This window comes from Sorangium sp. So ce426, assembly GCF_051475585.1.
GTDB lineage: Bacteria > Myxococcota_A > Polyangia > Polyangiales > Polyangiaceae > Sorangium > Sorangium cellulosum_B.
Genome location: NZ_CP150341.1, coordinates 10,852,424 through 10,869,037 on the forward strand (window position 1 = coordinate 10,852,424; position 16,614 = coordinate 10,869,037).

A 16,614-nucleotide genomic window follows, 5' to 3' on the forward strand; every position below is an offset into this window, starting at 1 on the left:
TTATCGAATCGGGTGCTCTCATTGATGGTGCCGTCAGATCCATGGAGCGCTGACCATGCCGAGCCGGTAGAGCAAAAAATCGACGGTCGCTCAGCCGCGCGCGCGCAACAATCCTCTTCCAATCGTCGAAACACCCACTGTAGCTTCTGTTCTCATTGCCGCCGTCCGGATCCCCCGGTCGGCAGGGAGGAACTCAGCATGGATTATTCAGACGAAGTCCTCGAGATGACGCCGGAGCGCGTCACCAAGTTCTTGACGGGGCTCGGCGCTGTCGCCGCGATTCGCACGTCGATGGCCGGAGCGGGGATGATCGATGACGATATCGTGGAGGGCCGCACGCTGCTCCTCGATGTCCTCGCCGCTCCCCGCAAGATCGGCGCGCCGCCCGATACCGACGATGCCAGGGCGCAGCGCGCCGCGACGGGCGAGCTCGATCAGTGGGACGAGCCCAACTTCACCCGTCATGGCGCCGCGCTCCGCCGGCGTTTCCCCGATGTGAACGCTTATGTCTTCAAGGACCTCGCGCCCTCGACCGGCACCGCCGCCGTCCAGGGAGTGGCCACCTTCCTCGCGAGGCTCGATGCCCTCGAGAATGGCACCGACCCGGGCCGCACCGGAACGAAGCAGAGCGACAAGAAGGCAGTCGCTTTCCTCGCGACGCGCAGCCTCGACAAGGCCGAGCGCAAGCGCCTCCAGCGGCTCGTCGACGTCGCGCTCGGCCCGACATCCCCTCTGCCCGAGCAGGCCGAGCTCCCGGAGACCGCGCGCCGGCGCGAAGCGCTCGTGAAGCTGCGCTCCTGGTTCGACGAGTGGTCGACCACGGCCCGCGCCGTCATCAAGAAGCGCGGTTACCTCATCCGCCTCGGCCTCGCGAGCCGCAAGGCGCGCCAGCGCAAGCCCACCGCCGCGCCGCCCAACCCGGGCAAGCCCACGGCCACGCCATCCCAGCCGACCTCGCCGGCCGAAGAGACCCACTCGACCGACGTCGAGTAATCCGGCTCACAAACCAGCGCCTCCGGCGCGCCGGTGAGACCTTCCGACGCGCTCCGAAAGCTTCCGGCGCGCTCTGAAAGCTTCCGACGCGCTCTGGAGCACGAAATTTCGCCTACTTGGCGGCGTCCGCCGCGCCCACGGCGCCGTCCGACGCGCGCCGGGGGACGAATTCCCCGGCAAATTCCACATCCCGCCTCCGCGCCGGAAGCCTCCGGAGCGCATCGGAGACCTCCGGAGCGCGTCGGAAGCTTTCGACCTGCGCCCCCTCAGCGCCCCGCCGCCGACTCGAACCTGGGCGCCGCGTCGAACGTCTCCGCCAGCGTCCTCCGGTACTCGTCGGCCATCTGCACGAGCCCATCGATGAGCAGCGCCACGTCGTGGTCCGCGCAGCCCTCCAGCGACGCCACGCACGACGCCGACACCTCGTCGCCCGTGAGCGACACGCGGAACTCCCCCGTCGTCTGGTCGTTCATCGTGAGCAGGAACCGGTAGAACGGCTCGTGGTTCGCCGCAGGCAGCCCCACGACCGGCGCGCGCAGCGTCAGCAGGCGCCCCGCCTCGTCAATCTCGATGTCCACCTGCGTCGCCGCCTCCGCCGTGGGGTACGGCCGCTGCGCGATGCGCCACGCCCTCGGACCGACACGCACCCGGTTGGCGATGAGCCCGAGCGCCGACAGGCCCTGCCGGATCACCCGCTCGACGCCCGCGCGCGCCGGGCACGGCGGGTACGCGTGCGGCAGCAGGCGCCCGCAGCCCAGGCACCGGTCGCACTCGACGTCGAACGGCTCCTCGCACGCCGGGCAGCGGTACACCGGCGCCCGGTCCCTGAGCTCCGCGAGCGGACGATCCCCGAGGACGAGCAGCGGCTGGAACGCGCCCGCCGGGACCACCACGCAGTGACCCGCGAGCTCCCCGGCCGCGCCGGACGGCGCCGCGACCACGCCGATCACCCGCCCCTCGGGATCGAGCACCGGCGCGCCGAGGGGCGCCGCCACGTCGAGCTCGAACGCCGGGAGCTGCCCGTCGACCTTGCGCGCCACGTGGCAGACCCGCGCGACCGCGAGGCGCAGGCTCTGCCCCGGGAGGCAGCTCAGCACCGCGGCGCGCTCGCCGAGCCGCGGCTCGGCCGCCGCGCGCGCGGCGAGCGCCGCGACGCCGGGCGGATCGGCCGGCGCGACGAGCGCCACGTCGCGGCCCACGTCCGCGGCGATCACCCGACCCGCCATGCCCCGCCCGTCCTCGAACGTCAGCGCGACCTCCGTCGGGTAGCCGAGCCCGCGCCGGCTCGCCACCACGACGCCGTTGCCGAGCGCCACCCAGCCGGTCGTCACGAGCGCGCCGGCGCGGATCGCCACCACCGAGCGGCGAGCGCGGGCGACGCGCTCGTGGAGCAGCGCGAGATCGCCGTCGCCGTGCGCCGCCAGCTGCGACGTCATTGCGCGACGATCCTCGAGAGCGCCGTCATCAGGAGCTCGATCGTGCCGGGTTTGGCGCCGTCCCGCTGCGCGTAGGCGACGATGTCGCGCAGCCGCTGCTCGGTCTTGGCGGGCAGCTTCGTGCGCACGAGGAGCTCGGACAGGGCCCCGATCGCGAGGAAGTGGCGGAGCATCGGGTCGGCCGGCGCGCGCTCGATCTCGCGCAGGTAGCGGCCGAGGTGCTCGCGCGCGAGCGCCGCCGTGGTGAGCGGATCGATGTGCAGCGGCTTCTCCTCGGGCACCTGGCCGCGCATCGCCACGAGCCGCTCCATCGCGAGGAGCGCCGGCTCCGCGACGCCGGCGGTGTTCCCGCGGCGCGCGCCGCCCTCGGCCTGGATGAGCTCGCGGGTCGCGGCCGCCGTGCAGCGGTAGAGGTGCGCCACCGCGTCGGGCATCGCCTCGCCGTGCTCGTAGATCGCGCGGAAGACCGTGCACCGGATGAGGAGCACCATGACGCCCGGCCGCTCCTGGAAGCTGAGCGCCGCGCCGAGCACCTGCGCGTCCCGGAGCAGCTGGCAGAACCGGTCGGCCGCCGCGTTCGCCGACTCCGGGCGGGACGGGATGCTCCGGCGCGACGGCGGCTCGATCTCCACCTCCGGCAGCGCGGGCGGGCGCACCGACAGCGGCGTCGCCGCCATGATGGAGGACGAGCGACGAAAGGGCACGGTGCGCGCGCTGCGGCGATCGCTGATCTGCGCCGGCGCCTCCGCGGCCGCCGCCTGCTCACCCGACAGCGGCGCCGCCGTCGCCGCGCTCCCCGAGGCCGACTTCGCGGCGCCGCCCTCGGACCCCGGCATCGCGGCGCCGCCGCTCGCCTTCGACGCCGCGACGGCGTCGTGCGCCGGCGGGAGGATGCCGGCCTTGGGCGCGGGCGCGCCGCCGTTCTTCGACGACGCGACGCTCGGCGCCGGCATCGGCGCCGACGCCAGCGACGGGGACAGGATGTCGGGGATCGCGTCCGCGTCGCGGATGGGGCGCGCGACCGACTCGGGCAGGCGCGGCAAGGGGGGCGCCGCCCACGCCGCCAGCTCCTCGAGCGGCGTCCGCGCCCCCGAGACCGGCGTCGCCGGCGCGCCGGCCCGCACCGACGGCGCGCTCTGCGGGCGGGCAGGCGCGGGCGGGACCGTGAAGCTCTTGAGCGGCCGGGCGCGGCCGGCGGAGGCCCACGTGAGGCTCGCCCGCTGCTCCTCGGAGAACGGCGGCCGCGCGTCGAACCACGCGCCCATCGTCTCCCCCAGCCGCTGCGCCGCCTCGCCGCTCTCGCGCAGCGCCTGGCGCAGCGCCTCCGGCGTGAAGGCGGCGACGCGGCCGACGCGGCGGAGCAGCAGCAGATCCTCCCGCATGCACAGCCGGAACGGCTCGGGGCCGCTCGACAGCTCCAGCGCCGTCCTGAGCAGCGGAACCCGGTGCCGCTCCGCGACGCGCACGACGGGGACGTCGATCGACACCCGCTCGTTCGCCGCGTCGAGCGAGATGAAGAGCGTCATCGCCCCGAGCGGAACGATCCACCCCACGCCCTCCTGCAGCGTCGTCGCCTGGAGGCTCGCCCCGGCCTCGGCGGAGGCGCAGTGCGCGACGAAGCGCACCGGGTCGCGCGTGCGAAAGGCGTCGATCGAGCTCCCGTCCCAGTCCGCGTCCGCGGGCGGCTTGCGCGAGGCGGAGAGCACAGGCGACCGGTCCACCCCGCACGCCTCGCACCGCGGCCCACGCAGCGGGAACCCGCACGCGGAGCAGAAGTCGGAGGCCGGGCTCGAGGGGACCGCCACGCCGACAGCATACCTCAGCGCAAGGCCGAGGTGGCACCGCGGTTGCGCTCAGAGGAACGGATTCAGGTGGAGCGCAACCTTGGCCTCCCGCAGGTTGTGCTGGACCCTGCGGATGAAGTGGATGAACAGGTACGCCCAGACGGCGAAGGTGACGACGCTGATGACGAGCTGGACCGTCTTGCTGACGCCGATCACCATCCAGAGCGCCGTCAGGAGGAAGGCCGCGAACGACAGCGGGACGAACCACTTCCAGCACAGGTTCATCATCTGGTCGATGCGGACGCGCGGCAGCGTCCAGCGGATCCAGATGACAACGAAGACGAGCGCCCAGCTCTTCAGCAGGAAGACGAAGACGCCGACGAGCTGGAGCCCGAAGCTCGCCTCCTGCTGGGCCGGCGAGACGCCGGGGATCTGCCAGCCCCCGAGGAAGAGCGCGCTCGCGATGCCGCACATCACGAAGACGTTCGCCCACTCGGCGAAGAAGAAGAAGAGGTACCGCATGCCGGAGTACTCGGTCGAGTAGCCGGCCACGAGCTCGCTCTCCGCCTCGGGCAGGTCGAACGGCGCGCGGTTGCCCTCCGCGAGCGCCGTCGTGAAATACAGGAAGAACAGCGCGAACGTGATCGGGTTGCGGAAGACGAACCAGTGCCAGGGCCAGCCGCCCACGTCGAGGAGCGAGGGCCCGGCGCCGCCCTGGGCGCCGATGATGTCCTGGAGCCGCAGCGAGCCCGTCATCATGACGATGCACACGATCGCGACCGCGCCGGGGATCTCGTAGCTGATGATCTGCGCCGCCGAGCGGATCCCGCCGAGGAGCGACCACTTGTTGTTCGACGCCCAGCCGCCGGTCATGAGGCCGATGGTGACCAGCGACGTCACGGCGATCACGAAGAGGATCCCGATGTCGAGGTCGGCCGCGATGAGGTACTGGCCGAACGGCATGACGACGAACGTGGCCGACACGCCGACGAACACGAGGTAGGGCGCGAGCCGGAAGAGCGCCTTGTCGCTCTCGGCCGGGATGACGTCCTCCTTCATGATCGACTTGATCCCGTCGGCGACCCACACGAGGAAGCCCTGCGGCCCGGCGCGGTTCGGCCCGATGCGGGACTGCATGCGCGCCGAGACGCGGCGCTCGACCCAGGTGATGATCCCCGCGGTCGGCGCCATGAAGAGCAGGATGATCGCGGCGGCCACGCCGAGGAGGATCCCGGCGCCGAGCAGATCGGTCGGGGCGCTCGCGTGGAACCCCTCGGTCGAGAGCTGGATCTCGGACGGGGTCGCGCCGCCCCGGCGGATCCCGACCGCCGACCGCCGCTCGTGGCCGCTCGGGATCACGTCGGCCTTCGAGAGCACCTTCACGCCCTCGAAGCGCGTGATGACGTCGCCGGGCTGGAGCCCTGCCTGGCTCGCCGGGCCCCCGTCGCGCACGCCCGTCACGACGAGCCCGCCGGCGGGCGGCGACTCGGCCGCGACCTCGACGCCGAAGAACGCGAGCGCGCGCGCCCCCTCCTTCACGCGCGCCTCGATGACGGCGCGGCGCGGGGTCGGCGGGAGGAAGTCCATCGTGACGCCCCTCACCGTGCCGTTCACGGGGAGCGCTCCCTGCGCCGCCGCGGGGATCTCGACGACGACGTCGCCGTGGAAGGTCGTGTGCACCGCGTCGTCGCCGCGGCCGGCGAAGCGGGACTGCAGGCCCTCGGAGAAGACCAGCGAGATCTTCGTGCTGCTGACCTGCGCGCCCTCGATCTCGATGCTCTGGCCGGTGAGCGGCGCCTGGCCGGGGCGGCGGAGGGTGCCGCGGAACGTGACGACCGCCTCCTTCGCCTCGGCGGTGGGCAGGTTGGTCCCGAGGATCTCGATGCGGTCGCCGAGGTCGACCTCGCGCGGCACGACGTCGACGACGCTCAGGAGCTCGGGCGCCGTCCTGCTCTCGGCGCAACCGGCCGCGCCGAGCAGCGCGAGGAGGGCCAGGAGGCACGGCAAGAAGCCTCGAAAGAGAGCTCTCCAGGGAGGAGATCCGCGCATGGTGCCGCTTATAAACCGCGCCGCTCGCGCGGTCGAGAATGCGGAGAAAAGCGCTCCTGCTCGCGCAGTCTGTCTACTACCTACCGGTTGCCGGTGCCGGTTACCTGCCTCGGACGGGGAGGAAGTACCGGCTGCCGTCGAGCTCGTTCACGCCCACGTAGAGCTCTGCCTCGAACACGTCCTTGAGCCGGCGGTAGGTCATCACCTCCTCGACGGTGCCGTGGGCGACCAGCCGCCCGGCCTTGAGGAGCGCCACGCGGTCGGCGTACTGGGCGGCCGCGTTGAGATCGTGCAGCACCGCGACGCAGGCGAGGCGCCGCTCGGCCACCTCCTTGCGCACGACCTCGTGGACCTCGATCGAGTGGCGGATGTCGAGGTGCGCCCCGGGCTCGTCGAGGATCAGCACCTGCGCCTCCTGCGCGAGCGCGCGGGCGATGGCCACCCGCTTCTGCTCGCCGCCGGAGAGCTCGGCCACCGGCCTCCCCGCGAGCTCCACGAGATCGCAGGCGTCGAGGGCGCGGGCGACCGCCTCCTCGTCGCGGCCGGCGGCGAGCATCCACGCGCCCTGGTGGGGCGCGCGGCCCATCATGACGACCTCGCGCACCGTGAAGCCGGGCGCCGAGGCGATCCCCTGCGGCACGACCGCCACGCACCGCGCGATCGCCCGCCGGTCCATGCCGGCGAGCGGCCTCCCCAGCAGGGTCGCCTCGCCCCGCGCCGGCCGCAGGGACCCCGAGAGGACCCGGACCAGCGTCGATTTTCCCGCGCCGTTCGGCCCCAGGACGGCGCAGAGCTCGCCCGCGCGCACATCCAGGCTGATCCCCTCCAGCGCCAGCCTCCCGGTGGGATAGCTCGCGGCCACGTCACGCAGATCGATCGCCGGCCCCTGCACGCGGTCTCTTTTGTCGAATGATTTGAGTGATATCGAGTGATCTTCCCTTGCGCGAGGTTTCTTGCGGTGGTCCAATCGACTCGAGGCGTAGAGGAGATGGAAACGGCGAAGGAGACTCTGGGAGGCGGCGAGGTACCGCGTCGCGTTATTAAGCGCTACTCCAATCGGAAGCTCTACGACACGAAGGACAGTCGTTACGTCACCCTGCAGCAGATAGGGGAGATGGTCCGGGCTGGCGAAGAGGTCCAGATCATCGACAACGCGACCAAGGAGGACAAGACCGAGGTCACGCTGGCGCTGATCATCTCGGAAGATCTCAAATCGCAGCCGCGCTCGGTCCCGCTCGGCACGCTGAGAGATCTGATCCAGGAGCGGGGCGAGCGGCTGCTCTCGCAGCTGCGCGAGGGCCCGATCGGCCGGCTCATCCCCGGCGCGGTCCCTGGCGAAGGCGGCGTGGTAGCGCCAGGAACGGCGCCCGCCCCGGGGACGGAGCAGGCGGCGCCCGCGTCGCCCTCGTCCCATCCGCCCCCGCCGCTCGACGCGGACAGGTCGAGCCACGCGAAGGGGCGCCTGAGCGGGATCGTGGAGAGCTCGAAGCAGACGCTCGATCAGTGGCAGCAGGCCGTCGACGAGCGCATCCGGGCCATCCTCCCGGGCCTCGGGCTGGTCCGCGATCTCCAGTCCGATGTCAAGCGCCTGTCGCAGCGCATTGACGAGCTGGAGGCGAAGCTCCAGGGACGCGCGGGTGAACCCATCGAGGACGCGGCTCCGCACCAGGCGGGCTCCGGCGCGGACGAACCCGCGGGTGAGGGTCAAGGGAGCGAGAGCAGGCTGGAATAGCCCTGGGCGCTCCTCTGTTCCCCCGGTCGAGCCCATGCCGTTCTTCTTCAGCAAGAAACCTGCGTCCGTAGCGCAGGACCTGTCGTTGGCCAGCGCCGACGGTGGCCGCGCCGACGCCTTCGAGATCGAGCTGCTGGGTCATCTGGACACGCTCTATGGCGTGAGCTGCCGGATGACGAAGAGCTCGACGGAGGCGGAGGATCTGGTCCAGGACACCATCGTCAAGGCGATGCGCGCCCGGGATCAGTTCGAGCCGGGCACCAACCTCAAGGCCTGGCTGCTTCGGATCCTGACGAACACGTTCATCAACCGGTACCGTCGCGGGGGCCTCGAGCGAGGCATCTTCGACGGCCCCGACGCCGAGCCGCTCACCGATGCGTGGGTCGGCGCGACGACGATGCGGGCGATGCGCGATCCGGAGACCCAGGCGCTCACGCCGCTCGTGGAGGCGGAGGTTCAGCGCGCCCTCGACGCGCTGCCCGAGGAGTTCCGGCTGGCCGTGGTGCTGTCGGACATCGAGGAGCTCTCCTACAAGGAGATCGCCGAGGCGATGGGCTGCCCCATCGGCACGGTGATGTCGCGCCTGCACAGGGGGCGCAAGCTCCTCCAGAAGACGCTGCGCGAGCACGCGGTCTTGATGGGCATCGTCAGCGAAGGCGCGGCGAAGGACGCGCCCGCCGACCTGGACGCGTACCGCAAGCGGAAGCGGGGTGCCGCATGAGCGCTGCGAAATCGATCGAGAGCTGTTCGCGGTTCGACCACGCGCTGTGCGCCTACGTCGACTGCGAGCTGGATCCTGACCACGCCGTCGATCTCGAGTCCCACCTCGTCCAGTGCCCTCCGTGCTTCGAGCAGGTGAGGCTCTTGCGCTCGCTGCGGGCGAGCCTGAAGCGGGCGCGGCCGTCGGGGTGCCCGGACGCGCTGCGGGCGCGCGTCGCCGCGGCGGTGGCGCACGAGCAGGCGCGCGACGCGGCGCAGGCGGCCGAGGCGAGGCCGCGCCTCGTGCACAGGGGGTACGCGATCGCGCTCGCCGCGGCGGCGGGCGTCGTCTTCGTCGTGGGCGTGGCGCGGCGGCCGGACGCGTCGGCGGAGGCCGCGAGGGCGGACGCCGCGAGGGCGGCGGTCGATCGCGCGGCGTCCACCGAGAGCGTCGAGGTCCTGCTCGACGATCTCGTCACCCAGCACGCGCAGCCGCTGCCGCCGGAGACGACCAACCCGGAGGATCTCCCGCGCTTCGATCCGTTCGTCGGCGTCCCTGTCCGCAGGCCGCATTTCCAGTCGATACCGGCGAACTTCATGGGCGCCCGCGTGCACACGATGCGCGATCGACGCGCGGCGCTGCTCCAGTTCGTGGTGCGGGGCAACCACCGCGTGACGGTCTACATGTTCAACTCGCGCGCGGTCCCGGTGCAGAAGGCGCAGCCGATCCTGCAGCCGCGCGTCGTGCGCGAGCGCCCCGTCTACGTGGGCAACATCAACGGCTACTCGGTCGCCGCCGCCGAGCGCAGCGGCGTCGGCTACGCGCTCGCCTCGGATCTCGGCGACGACGTCAGCACGCAGCTCGTCCTCGCTGCGATGCAGTGAGCGCGCCGGCGCCCGCTCTCTGGCGGGCGCCGTTCTGTCCCCTCCCTCGATCATCCCACCCCGAAGAACCCCTACCGCGAGAGACCGCATGCGCTTCGTCTTCGTCATGGATCCGCTGAGCCGCGTGACGCACGACAAGGACACGTCGTTCGCCTTCATCCGAGCGGCGCAGGCGCGCGGCCACGAGAGCTTCCACTGCCTGCCGCGCGACCTCTCGATCGAGGGCGGCGAGGCGCACGCCTCGGCCTCGCCGGTGCTCATCGGCGACGCGCCCCCGTTCATCTCGCTCGCGGGGGGCCCCGAGCGGCTCCGGCTCGCGGACGTGGACGCCATCTTCATCCGCAAGGACCCGCCGTTCGATCGCAGCTACCTGTACGCGACGCTGATCCTGGAGCGCGCGCGGCGCTGCCCGCTCATCGTGAACGACCCCCGCGGGCTGCGCGACGCCAACGAGAAGCTCTACGCGCTGAACTTCCCCGAGTGGACGCCGAGGACGCTGGTCACCGCGGACCGCGAGCAGATCCACGCGTTCGTGCGCGCCCTCGGCGGCACGGCCGTGATCAAGCCGCTCGACGGCGCGGGCGGCCTCGGCGTGCTGCAGATCAACGAGCGCGACAAGAACGCGCGCGCCATCGCGGACATGATGACGAACGAGGGGCACCGCCTCGCGATGGTCCAGGAGTACCTGCCCGCCGTCGTCCACGGCGACAAGCGCGTCCTCCTGCTCGACGGCGAGCTGCTCGGCGCCATCCTCCGGGTGCCCCGCGACGACGATCACCGCTCGAACATCCACGTCGGCGGGCGCGTTGTCTCGACGGAGCTCTCGCCGCGCGAGCTCGATCTCGTCCGCGCGGTCGCGCCTCGCCTCCGCGCCGACGGCCTCTTCTTCGTGGGCCTCGACGTCATCGGCGAGCGCCTGACCGAGGTGAACGTCACGAGCCCGACGGGCATCCAGGAGCTCGGGCGCTTCACCGGCGCGGATCCGGCGGCGAGGGTGATCGCCTGGGCCGAGGAGCGGGCGCGCGGCCAGGCCGCGCGCGCGTGAGCCACGTCGCTCCGGAAAGTTGGCCCGGAGCGCCCGCCTCTGCGAAGGCTCCCCCATGGGCGAGTCATTCGAGCGGTGTGCCGTGTGCAGCGACGGCGAGCAGGGCGATCGGGACGGCGGTGCGCCCGGGGATCCTCGCGCGAGGACGCGGATGGCGCGCGTGGTCATCCAGGGGCGCTCGCTGAGCCTGTGCCGGACGCACGCGGCGACCGTGGCCGTCGCCATGCCGGAGACGTTCGAGGAGATGCGCGCGCTGTTCGTGGGGCTCCAGCGCGGCGCGCAGCCGGCGCAGCGCGGCGCGCAGCCGGCGCAGCGCGATCCGTCCGTCGAGCGCCGCTCCCCCATCCCGCGCCGCAACCCCGAGGATCGGCGCGTCTTCCCCCCGCGGCCGGAGGGCCGGCGGATCGGCGCAGGGCGCCGCGCCAACGATCCGGGGGAGTGATCGCGACCGCCGCGCCGGCGCCCTCCTCGCGCGTGCCGGCGCCCTCCTCGCGCCGATCTCCGGAGCGGCGCCCGCTCTCCGCGCGGAGCGCCGCGGACGCGCGCGGCGCGTGGTAGGTTCTCGCCATGAGATCCCGCCGGCATGTCGTCATCGGGCTCGGGTCGAGCCTGGGCGATCGCCTGGCGACCCTCCGCGCCGCCATCGCGGCGCTCGGCGCCGATCCCGATCTCGACGTCGTCCTCGAGTCGTCGCGCTACGAGTCCCCCCCCGCAGGCGGCCCTCCGCAGGGCGACTACGTGAACGCCGCGGTGCTCGTCGCCACGTCGCTGCCCGCGCGCCAGATCCTCGAGCGCACCCTCGCCGTGGAGCGCTCGCTCGGGCGGACGCGCCCCGATCCGGTGCGATGGGGGCCGCGCACGATCGATCTGGACCTGCTCTGGATCGAGGGCGAGGTCGTCGCGGAGCCGGATCTCGTGGTGCCTCACCCGCGGCTCTGCGACCGAGTGTTCGCGCTCAGGCCGCTGCTCGACGTCGCCCCCGACGCGCGCGACCCGCGCACGGCGGTCGCGTACGCCGCGCTCCCCGCTGCGAGCGCGCCCATTCGCAAGCTCGATCCGATCTGATCGGCGCGGCTGCCGCCCGCGGGCGCGGCTGCCACGCGCGGGCGCGGCGCTCAGCGCGAGCGCGGCGGGCCGGAAGCGGCGCGGGAGCGGAGGCCGGCGCTGCCGCCCGCGTACGACGCCGCGCTGCCGATCGTGACCACCACGACCAGCAGCAGCGCCCACCCCAGCGCGCCCGCCGGCGCGCCCTCGGCGAGGGCGAGCGCCCACGCGAGCGCGGCGACGACGGCGCCGCTCGCGGCGGCCTCGCGCCGCCCGGCGCGCCCGCCGAACCGCCCCACGAGGTAGCCGCCGGCGACCCCGGCGAGCGCGAACGCGATCACGTTGAGCCCCACCATCGCGAGCCGCACCGAGCCCTGTGCCCCGGCGTCCCCCGCCCGCTCGATCATCCGGCGCAGCAGCGTGTTGACGAGGCCCGCGAGCGGCAGCCACGCGATGAAGATCGCCACCGTCCCGAGCGCGATCCAGTGCCACGGCGGCCGGTCCTCACCCTCGTCGTCGCCACCGCTCTGCAGCACGGGGAGCTTGCGCTTCTCCGGCGCTGCCGCGCCGCCCCGAGGAGGCGCCGCGCCTGCCGCGCCGCTGCCGACGACCGGGAGGCGTCGCTTCGGCGCGTCCCCCATGGCGTCAGCTGGGCTTCGAGGTCGGGGGCGGCGCCGCGGCAGGAGCCTTCCGCCAGAACTTCCGCGCTTCGTCCTGCAGGCGGACCAGCCGCCGCTGCTCCTGGATCAGGCCGCCGTAGGCGCGAGGCACACGCGGATCCTTCGCGAGCGCGTACAGGACCTGGAGCGCCGCCTCGGCGTCGTCCGTCGCGCGGTGCGCCTTCTCGAGCGAGATCCCGAGCCGAGCGGCCATGTCGCCGAGGGCGCGGCTCTCCTCGTTCTTGTAGAGCTCGCGGGCGAACGTGAGCGGATCGACCCAGTCGACCTCGCGCCGCATCGCGGGCGGCGGCTCGTGCGGGCGCATGCCCACGCGCTCGAGCTCGGCGAGCAGGAACGAGCGGTCGAAGGTGGCGTTGTACGCCGCGGGGATCGCCCCCTTGAAGCAGCCGAGGATCTCCTCCGCGACCTCGGCGAACGACGGCTTGCCCTCGACGTCAGCATCCTTGATCCCGTGGATGGCGGTGCTCTCCGCGGGGATGGGCCGCCCCGGGTGGATGAGCCAGTTGTAACGCGTCAGGATCTCCCCGGAGCGGCCGATGACGATGCCGAGCTCGATGATCCGATCGCCCGCAGGATCGCGCCCCGTGGTCTCGACGTCGACGAAGGCGATGGGCTGGTCGATCCAGGCGCTGCCCGCGTCGATCTCGGACGCGACACCGACGGCGCGCACCTTGAGGAGGTGCGCGATCCCAGGGTAGTGCCGGCCCGTCGGGAAGCAGCCGCACGGGTCGGCGACCTTCACGGCGTCCTCGGCTTGACGGGCTGGGCAGGCGCAGCCGAGGTCGCGGGGCGCGCCGCGCCGCCCGCCGGCGCGCTGGTCCCGGCGGCGGGGGTGGCGCTGGCCGCCGGGGTCGCGCTGGCCGCGGGGATCGCGCTGCCGGAAGGCGACGCGTCGCCTGGCGTCGGGGGCGCAGGCCGCGGCGTCTTGCCGAGGAGCTCCAGCTCGAGCTTGACCCACGCCTCGAGATCCTGGCCGGGGTTCGAGAGGAGCTGGAGGTTGACCTCACGGCCGTTGATGAAGACGAGGGGCGTCCCCTCGAGCCCGACGCCGTCGGCCTGCACCTTGTCCTTGTCGATGCGCGCCTTGGTGTCGGTCGAGACGAGATCGGCGCGGAACTTCACCATATCGAGCTTGAGCCGCTGCGCGTAGCGCTCGAGGTCGGCCTGCTCCAGCTTGTCCTGGTTCTCGAAGAGGAGGTGGTGCATCTCCCAGAACTTGCCCTGGTTGAGCGCGGCGGTCGCCGCGCGCGCGGCGGGCTCGCCGTGGACGTGCGCCGAGAGCGGGTAGAACTTGAAGACGAGGCGCACCTGCCCGTCGAAGCGCTTCACGAGCCCCTCGAGCAGCGGCGACATCAGCCTGCAGAACGGGCACTCGAAGTCGGCCCACTCGACGATCGTGATCGGCGCGTCGGGCGGCCCCATCTCCGGCGAGCCGTCGGTGGCGAGCGTCTTCACCTTGTTCGCGTCGAAGCGCATGTGGAACGCTTCGTCGCGCTCCTTCTTCGACCGGCCGTCCTTGACCAGATCGAGCAGGAGCTGCGCGGCGGGGAGGCACGCCTTGCACGGGCGCTGCTCCTTCACGCACTGCGCGATGCTCACGGGCGTGTCCGGGCAAGGGGAGAGGAGCTCGGAGACCTGTGCCGCCCACTCCCGGCGCTCGCGGGGAGTCAGCGCGGAGGTGTCCACGCCCGGCAGCGAGACCGACACCTCCGGGCTCGCGGCGGGTTTGGGCTCGTTCGAGCTCGGGTTCCCAGGACAGCCCGTGGCGCCGATCGCGAGCAACGGCAACGCGAGGAGCGGCGGCATCCAGCGCAGGAATGACATCGCGGCGCGAGCTTAGTCGGACCCCTTGCGAGATGCTAGCGCGGGTGTAGCGTCAAGAGGTGCGGAGCGTCCTCTACCGCTTCCCGGATCTGCAGCAGTTCGAGCAAATCGTGTGCGATCCGGAGGAGCGTGACCTCGAGCTCGGGCTGCCCGCGGGGGAGGTCGTGGCCGATGGCGAGTGGGTGCTCGCCATCTTCGAGCTGGGCGAAAACCGCCGCGCGACGTCGGCCGCGGCGTGCGCGTCGGTCTCACCGGAGGGGGCGCGGCTCACGTTCGAGCCGCGCGACTGGCATCGCCTCGCCCACTTCGCGCGGACGGAGGCGCCCCGCCCCGGATCCGTGCCCGACACCGACGCCGCGGCGCTCCTCCGCGCCGCGGACGGGGCCGGGCCCGCCGCGTCATCCGGCGTCCAGGGCGCCGGCCCGGCGGGCCGAGCGCCGCCGCCCCCTGCGCCGCCTCGGCTGAAGGGCAAAGGCTCACGGGTCCTCGTTGTCGACGACGACCCCCACATCCGCGAGCTCCTGTCGGCGATGCTCGAGGCGGTCGAGCTCGCCGTCGTCGCCGTCGCCAGCGCGGAAGAGGCGCTGGCGCGGGTCCGCAGCTCACCGTTTCACCTCGTGGTCCTCGACTGGAACCTCCCGAAGATGACCGGCATCGACCTGTGCCGGACGCTGCGGCAGGAGCCCGGGCTCCGCGATCTTCCGGTCCTCTTCCTGACGGCGCACGCCTCCTCGCAGGACATGGTCGAGGCCTTCGCCAGCGGCGCCGACGACTACATGGTGAAGCCCTTCCGCGCCCCCGAGCTGGGGGCTCGCATCTTCAGCCTGCTCCGCCGGACCCGGCGAGGCACCTCCTGAGGCGCCGCGCCGCGGCGCGGCGGCCCCGCCGCGACGCGGGCTCGCGCTCGGTCACCGCTCGGTCACCGCTCGGTCACCGCTCGGTCACCGCTCTCAGGTTCCGCGCTCAGGTTCCGCGCTCAGAAGGCGACATCGACGTTGACGTTGATCACGCCGATGCTCTGCGCGTAGTGCCCGCCGGAGTCGGGAGCCCTCGAGTTCGGGTGCAGGCCGGCGGTGATGCTGTCCCCCGTGGTGTCGCGGCTGACGTAGAACAGGTGGGTATACGACGCGGCGAGGTGCAGCTGCTTCGCGACGTGGAAGCGCCCGCCGAGGGCGAACGAGACATCGTGGAAATCGACGCCCGATGGATCCAGGGTCTCGTCCGGAACGGCGTTGGAGTCGTACCCGACGCCGCCGAAGACCTCGATCGCAGGCCGCGGCCAGTGGCTCCAGCCTGCCCGCACGCCGAACGTGTCGTTCCAGCGGCGGGGGATGTTCTGCACCACGCGGGCGCCCTCTCCGGCGAAGCCGTCTCGATCGATCTCGCACGCCGCGCCGACCTGGGTGAGGCACTGGTTTTCCATCGAGCTCCACCGCGTCCAGTCGCCGAAGAGCCGGATCTCGAAGCGCTCCGCCGGGACGAAGCGGGCGCCGAGCCGCACGATGTCCGGCAGGCCCTGGTGAAGCTCCACGTCGCTCGGGGAGCCCGACACGCCGCTGAAGCGGTTGGTGAGCGTGCCCTCGAGCGACTCTCCCCCCGTGACGTTCGGCCGCGACTGGTACGACGCGCCGATCCAGAGCTGCTCCGGCACCGCCTCGACCAGCGCGCCGACGCCGAAGCTCGCGTGGAAGCCGCTCACCTCGAGCAGCGAGCGCCCCTCGGTCGCAAGGAGGTTGTCGCCGGAGGCGTTGCGGGCGCGCACCGTGTTCACCTGGGTTCGAATCAGGTTGCCGGAGAGGCCGAGGCTGAGGCGGAGCGCCGGGATCTCGTAGGCGGCGGCGAGGGTGAAGAACATCGCCTGGAGCGAAGACTCGATGGAGTGCCAGCGCTGCACGCCGTCCACCGGCCCGGCGAGCTCGCGATTGCCCTCGAACGCCGCGTTGGTGTCCCAGGACGCGGCGCCGCCGAAGGGCACATAGACGCCGGCGCCCAGCGCCAGATCGCCGAGCCTGGCCGACGCGCCGAGCATCGGCGAGGCAGCCACGTTGAACAGGCTCGCCTCCCCCGTGTTCGCCCGCGGCACCGTCACGTCATCGGTCGCCGCCGCCGAGTGCGTGTAGGACGCGGCGCGCAGCGCGATATTTCCGTCCAGGAACAGATGAATCCCCTCGCTCTCGGCGAGGCCAGCGGGGTTGTAGTAGACCGCGGTCGGATTGCTCGTGATCGGGTTGCCGTGCTCGCCGCCAAACCGCGCGGTCGCGAACCCGCCGGCGAGCGCGGATCCGGTCCAGGCGAGACCGCCGAGGAGGCCGACGGAGATCGCGAAACAGGGGCGGTTGATCGACATATCCGGTGTTCTCGATTCTGAGGGCGGAGGAATGCGGCGCCTGCGGCGGACCCTGCATGGTAGGGTTGCAACACCTGCCACGTCAGGGAAGGTTCT

Annotated in this window: 16 protein-coding genes; 8 read left to right on the forward strand and 8 right to left on the reverse strand. The window is 72.5% G+C overall.

Annotated elements, in window-relative coordinates; all coding sequences use genetic code 11:
* The first annotated feature begins 198 nt into the window (after positions 1-198).
* Positions 199-993, forward strand: a complete 795-nt coding sequence (locus WMF44_RS40700) for a hypothetical protein (protein WP_437295426.1) — start codon at positions 199-201, stop codon at positions 991-993.
* 266 nt (positions 994-1,259) lie between these two features.
* Here WMF44_RS40700 and WMF44_RS40705 read toward each other — a convergent pair whose 3' ends face one another.
* From WMF44_RS40705 to WMF44_RS40720, 4 genes are all read right to left on the reverse strand, one after another.
* Positions 1,260-2,429: a trypsin-like peptidase domain-containing protein gene (locus WMF44_RS40705; protein ID WP_437295427.1), complete on the reverse strand. Its 1,170-nt coding sequence runs from the start codon at positions 2,427-2,429 to the stop codon at positions 1,260-1,262.
* Complete coding sequence (locus WMF44_RS40710) at positions 2,426-4,234, reverse strand: hypothetical protein (protein ID WP_437295428.1); 1,809 nt, start codon at positions 4,232-4,234, stop codon at positions 2,426-2,428. Before WMF44_RS40710 ends, WMF44_RS40705 begins: the two co-directional genes overlap by 4 nt.
* 48 nt (positions 4,235-4,282) lie before the next feature.
* Positions 4,283-6,262, reverse strand: a complete 1,980-nt coding sequence (nuoH, locus tag WMF44_RS40715) for an NADH-quinone oxidoreductase subunit NuoH (protein WP_437295429.1) — start codon at positions 6,260-6,262, stop codon at positions 4,283-4,285.
* 100 nt (positions 6,263-6,362) lie between these two features.
* Complete coding sequence (locus tag WMF44_RS40720; RefSeq protein ID WP_437295430.1) at positions 6,363-7,154, reverse strand: ABC transporter ATP-binding protein; 792 nt, start codon at positions 7,152-7,154, stop codon at positions 6,363-6,365.
* A 96-nt stretch (positions 7,155-7,250) separates the two neighbouring features.
* On the opposite strand from WMF44_RS40720, the gene WMF44_RS40725 reads away from it, so the two are divergent.
* The 6 genes from WMF44_RS40725 (at position 7,251) to folK (ending at position 11,688) form a co-directional block, all read left to right on the forward strand.
* Positions 7,251-7,994 (forward strand): polyhydroxyalkanoate synthesis regulator DNA-binding domain-containing protein, encoded by a 744-nt coding sequence (locus WMF44_RS40725; protein WP_437295431.1) that lies wholly within the window; start codon positions 7,251-7,253, stop codon positions 7,992-7,994.
* Between the two features lie 34 nt (positions 7,995-8,028).
* A complete protein-coding gene (locus WMF44_RS40730; RefSeq protein WP_437295432.1) occupies positions 8,029-8,715 on the forward strand; it encodes a sigma-70 family RNA polymerase sigma factor in 687 nt (228 codons plus the stop codon).
* Positions 8,712-9,578: an anti-sigma factor family protein gene (locus WMF44_RS40735; protein ID WP_437295433.1), complete on the forward strand. Its 867-nt coding sequence runs from the start codon at positions 8,712-8,714 to the stop codon at positions 9,576-9,578. The genes WMF44_RS40730 and WMF44_RS40735 overlap by 4 nt, the downstream gene beginning before the upstream one ends.
* An 88-nt stretch (positions 9,579-9,666) precedes the next feature.
* A complete protein-coding gene (gshB, locus tag WMF44_RS40740) occupies positions 9,667-10,623 on the forward strand; it encodes a glutathione synthase (protein ID WP_437295434.1) in 957 nt (318 codons plus the stop codon).
* Positions 10,624-10,678: 55 nt separating this feature from the next.
* Complete coding sequence (locus WMF44_RS40745) at positions 10,679-11,065, forward strand: hypothetical protein (protein ID WP_437295435.1); 387 nt, start codon at positions 10,679-10,681, stop codon at positions 11,063-11,065.
* A gap of 125 nt (positions 11,066-11,190) precedes the next feature.
* Complete coding sequence (folK, locus tag WMF44_RS40750) at positions 11,191-11,688, forward strand: 2-amino-4-hydroxy-6-hydroxymethyldihydropteridine diphosphokinase (RefSeq protein ID WP_437295436.1); 498 nt, start codon at positions 11,191-11,193, stop codon at positions 11,686-11,688.
* A 50-nt stretch (positions 11,689-11,738) separates the two neighbouring features.
* Here folK and WMF44_RS40755 read toward each other — a convergent pair whose 3' ends face one another.
* From WMF44_RS40755 to WMF44_RS40765, 3 genes are read right to left on the reverse strand one after another with little or no spacing between them, the layout of a single operon-like run.
* Positions 11,739-12,308, reverse strand: a complete 570-nt coding sequence (locus WMF44_RS40755) for a hypothetical protein (RefSeq protein WP_437295437.1) — start codon at positions 12,306-12,308, stop codon at positions 11,739-11,741.
* Positions 12,309-12,312: 4 nt separating this feature from the next.
* A complete protein-coding gene (locus WMF44_RS40760) occupies positions 12,313-13,089 on the reverse strand; it encodes a 3'-5' exonuclease (protein ID WP_437295438.1) in 777 nt (258 codons plus the stop codon).
* Complete coding sequence (locus WMF44_RS40765) at positions 13,086-14,171, reverse strand: DsbA family protein (RefSeq protein ID WP_437295439.1); 1,086 nt, start codon at positions 14,169-14,171, stop codon at positions 13,086-13,088. Before WMF44_RS40765 ends, WMF44_RS40760 begins: the two co-directional genes overlap by 4 nt.
* 59 nt (positions 14,172-14,230) lie before the next feature.
* On the opposite strand from WMF44_RS40765, the gene WMF44_RS40770 reads away from it, so the two are divergent.
* Positions 14,231-15,028, forward strand: a complete 798-nt coding sequence (locus WMF44_RS40770) for a response regulator transcription factor (RefSeq protein WP_437295440.1) — start codon at positions 14,231-14,233, stop codon at positions 15,026-15,028.
* Between the two features lie 119 nt (positions 15,029-15,147).
* Here WMF44_RS40770 and WMF44_RS40775 read toward each other — a convergent pair whose 3' ends face one another.
* Positions 15,148-16,518, reverse strand: coding sequence for an OmpP1/FadL family transporter (locus WMF44_RS40775; protein WP_437295441.1), 1,371 nt, complete (start codon positions 16,516-16,518; stop codon positions 15,148-15,150).
* Positions 16,519-16,614: the final 96 nt, after the last annotated feature.